Origin of the sequence: Mesorhizobium sp. M2A.F.Ca.ET.037.01.1.1, assembly GCF_003998075.1 — a bacterium.
Classification (GTDB): Bacteria; Pseudomonadota; Alphaproteobacteria; order Rhizobiales; family Rhizobiaceae; genus Mesorhizobium.
Genome location: NZ_RZSA01001085.1, coordinates 1 through 2,063, shown reverse-complemented (window position 1 = coordinate 2,063; position 2,063 = coordinate 1). Strand labels below are relative to the sequence as shown.

The 2,063-nt window shown below is 67.0% G+C and carries 1 protein-coding gene; it reads left to right on the top strand.

What is annotated here, in order from left to right; all coding sequences use genetic code 11:
* Positions 1-105: 105 nt before the first annotated feature.
* Positions 106-2,061 (top strand): transcriptional regulator, encoded by a 1,956-nt coding sequence (locus EOA27_RS33675; protein WP_126083737.1) that lies wholly within the window; start codon positions 106-108, stop codon positions 2,059-2,061.
* Positions 2,062-2,063: the final 2 nt, after the last annotated feature.

Below are 2,063 nucleotides of genomic sequence, written 5' to 3'. Positions count from 1 at the left end.
GTCAGCGTGGGAGCGAGCGTGGAAACGGACGTGGAATCCGTTTGGTCGGCCCAGAAAAGCAAGGCAGCCCGCCTGTCGATCCGACTGCTCGGCCCGCTCGCGATCATGCGCGACGATGTTCCCGTCGCGCTGCCTTCGTCACGCAAGCTGCGCGCGCTGCTTGCCTATCTGGCGCTGGCGCCGCGCCCCGTCAGCCGCAGCCGTCTTTGCGAGCTTCTCTGGGACGTGCCCAACGATCCGCGCGGCGAGCTGCGCTGGTGCCTGAGCAAACTGCGCGCAGCGCTCGACGAACCCGGCCTGCGCCGGATTGAGACGGAAGGCGACACCGCGGCGCTTCGCCTCGGCGATATGAGCGTCGATGCCGTCGTGGCCGCTGCCGCGGTGGCGGAAGGGATCGAGACGCTTAGCCTCGACCGTCTGCGGGCGCTTGCGCAACTGTTCGCGGGCGACTTCCTCGACGGGCTGGAAGTCGATCGCAGCCCGCATTTCGGCAGCTGGCTGACGGCGCAGCGCCGCCGTTTCAGCGCATCCCATGTCGCGGTTCTGGAGCACATCATCGACCTTCTTCCGCGGGGAGCCGACGAGGCCGGCGCCTATATCGACAAATGGCTGGAGCTTGCGCCCTTCGACGGCCGCGCGCATGTGGCGCTGCTGGAGAACCTGGCACGGCGCGGGCAGTTCGGCGCCGGCGAAGAGCACCTAGTGACGGCGGCGGAGCTGTTCCACTCGGAAGAGCTGGATTTCACGCCGTTGCGCGAGGCCTGGCAGGAGATAAGAGCCCGCAACGCCGGCGCAACGCCATGCGCCCGATCCGGGCCGCCCTTCCCGGCCCCGGACCTGCCGGCTGGAGCGATCGAATCCGAGCCCGCGGCGACGCGCCGGGCTTCGCTCGCGGTTATGCCGTTTGCGGAGAGCGCCGGCGCTGGCGGCTTCCGTGGCGGTCTTGCCGACGGCCTCACGCATGACATCATCACGCGGCTTGCCAAGCTTCGCGATTTCTTCGTCATCGCCCGCGGCTCGGTCTTCGCGCTCGCCGAAAAGAACATTGCGCCGGAAGACGCCGGACGTCGGCTGAATGTCGACTATGTCGCGACGGGCTCGGTGCGAGCTCTGCCGGGCCGATTCATCGTGTCGGTCGAGCTTGTCGAGGTCCGCACGGCAAGGATCGTCTGGGCCGAGACCTTCGAGCACAAGCCCGACGACATCTTCATCGTCATCGAGGATATCGGCAACAGCATCGTCTCTTCCATTGCCGCCGAGATCGCGACGGTGGAGCGCAACCGCGCGTTGCTGAAGGCGCCCAATTCGCTCAATGCCTGGGAAGCCTACCATCGCGGCCTCTGGCACATGTATCGCTTCACCCGACAGGAAAACGAGCTCGCGCAGCATTTCTTCGGCGAAGCGTTGAAGCTGGACCCCACTTTCGCGCGCGCCTATGCCGGCATGTCCTTCACCCATTGGCAGAACGCTTTCCAGCGCTGGGGCGACCGCGATCGCGAGACCGCGCTTGCCTTCGAAAGCGCCGGCCAGAGCCTGCTGGTCGACGACCGCAACCCCGCCGCCCACTGGGCGATGGGCCGCGCGCTATGGCTGCGCGGCGAGCAGGACGGCGCGCTGCTGGAACTGGCGAGTGCCGTCGACCTCAGCCCCAATTTCGCGCTCGGCCATTACGCGCTGTCTTTCGTTCATTCTCAGTCGGGCGACCCGCAATCGGCGATCGGCTCGTCCGACCATTCGCGTCACCTCAGCCCCTTCGATCCGCTGCTGTTCGGCATGATGGGCGCGCGCGCCATGGCCCATGCAAGGCTGGGCGAATTCGAAGCGGCGGCCGAATGGGCGCTGAAGGCGGCCGCGAGGCCAAACGCCCATGTCATCATCCTGGCGATCGCCGCCCATTGCCTGGCGCTGGCCGGCCGGCATGACGAGGCGCGGACCTTCGCCGCCACGATCCGCAGCACCTTGCCGAACTATCGTGCCGACGATTTCATCGCCACCTTCCGCTTCGACCGGGATGGGGAGGCTCTGTTCCGCAACGGCGCCAAGCTGATCGGACTGAATTGAAT

Bases quoted from the DNA above. Each gene is read 5' to 3' on its own strand.
- EOA27_RS33675 (WP_126083737.1), top strand. From the start codon at position 106: ATGCGCGACGATGTTCCCGTCGCGCTGCCTTCGTCACGCAAGCTGCGC.